Origin of the sequence: Lachnoanaerobaculum sanguinis (assembly GCF_033242365.1) — a bacterium.
GTDB classification, from domain to species: domain Bacteria; phylum Bacillota; class Clostridia; order Lachnospirales; family Lachnospiraceae; genus Lachnoanaerobaculum; species Lachnoanaerobaculum sanguinis.
Map to the genome: position 1 here is coordinate 1 of NZ_BTHK01000043.1, position 1,307 is coordinate 1,307.

Annotated in this window: 1 protein-coding gene; it reads left to right on the forward strand. The window is 40.2% G+C overall.

Going from position 1 to position 1,307, the window contains the following annotated elements:
• The coding region (locus tag SBH76_RS13425; protein WP_317978163.1) for an ISNCY family transposase at positions 1 to 1,243 on the forward strand (1,243 nt) is incomplete at its 5' end.
• Positions 1,244 to 1,307: the final 64 nt, after the last annotated feature.

The window sequence follows — 1,307 nt, forward strand, 5'->3', positions numbered from 1 at the left end:
ATTCTTTATTCATGGTAACCGAGGTAAGAAGCCGGCTACCACCATCCACCCTGATATCAGAAGTCAGGTTCTTGATCTATACAGAACTAAATACTACGAGGCTAACTTTGAACACTATACAGAGCTTCTAAAAAAGCATGAAGGCATAAGCATCTCTTCTTCCTCTGTAATGAGTATTTTGGAGTCTGAGTACATTCTATCTCCAAAGGCTACAAAAGCCAAACGTAGACGCATTAGGCAAGCACTCAGAGCCAAGAAGGAAGCTGCAACGTCAAAAAAAGAATTATCACAGATACAGGCTAACTTAGTAGCAGTTGAAGATGCTCACAGTCGCCGTCCAAGATGTGCTTATTTCGGTGAATTGCTTCAGATGGATGCAACCCCTTATGAATGGGTGCCGGGACAGATATGGCATCTACATTTAGCCATTGATGATGCCTCAGGTGCTGTTACCGGCGCATGGTTTGATACTCAGGAGACCCTTAACGGCTACTACCATGTGTTTGAACAGATTCTTACCGATTATGGTATCCCCTATAAGTTTCTTACCGATAAACGTACTGTATTTACTTACAAGAAAAAAGGTGCCTTATCTGACGACAATGACACCTATACACAGTTCGCTTACGCCTGCAAGCAACTTGGTACACAACTTGAATCAAGCAGCGTACCACAGGCTAAAGGACGCATAGAACGATTAAATCAAACCTTACAGTCACGCCTGCCTATTGAGTTTAGACTCGCAGGCGTAACCGACATCAATAATGCCAATGAATTCCTTCACTCCTACATAAAGAAATTCAATGAGAAGTTCTCACTTCCACTTCATGGTATCAAATCTGTCTTTGAAATGCAACCGTCTAAAGAAAAAATAAATCTTACTTTAGCGGTTTTGACTGAGAGAACTGTTGATGCTGGACATGCGATTCAATTTAAAAAGAAATTTTATAAGATGATAGATCATAAGGGAGTGCAAATCCATTATCGAAAAGGTACCAAGGTTATGCTTATCAAGGCATTTGATAGGTCTATGTTTGCGTGCGTAAATGACAAGGATATTTATGCACTGGAAGAAATACCGGCTCATGAACACAAATCTAAGGACTTGGACGCTGACTACAAACAACCTAAACCTAGAAAGCCTTATATTCCTCCAATGAACCATCCTTGGAGATTAGAGGCCTTTAATAAATTTGCACATTCACAGCCACACAGAATTGAAGACGACGTAAAAAGCGCATAATAAAAGCCCCTTTGTGGGGGCTTATAAATTAATTATTTTGGGACATAATCATTTATGCTTGACA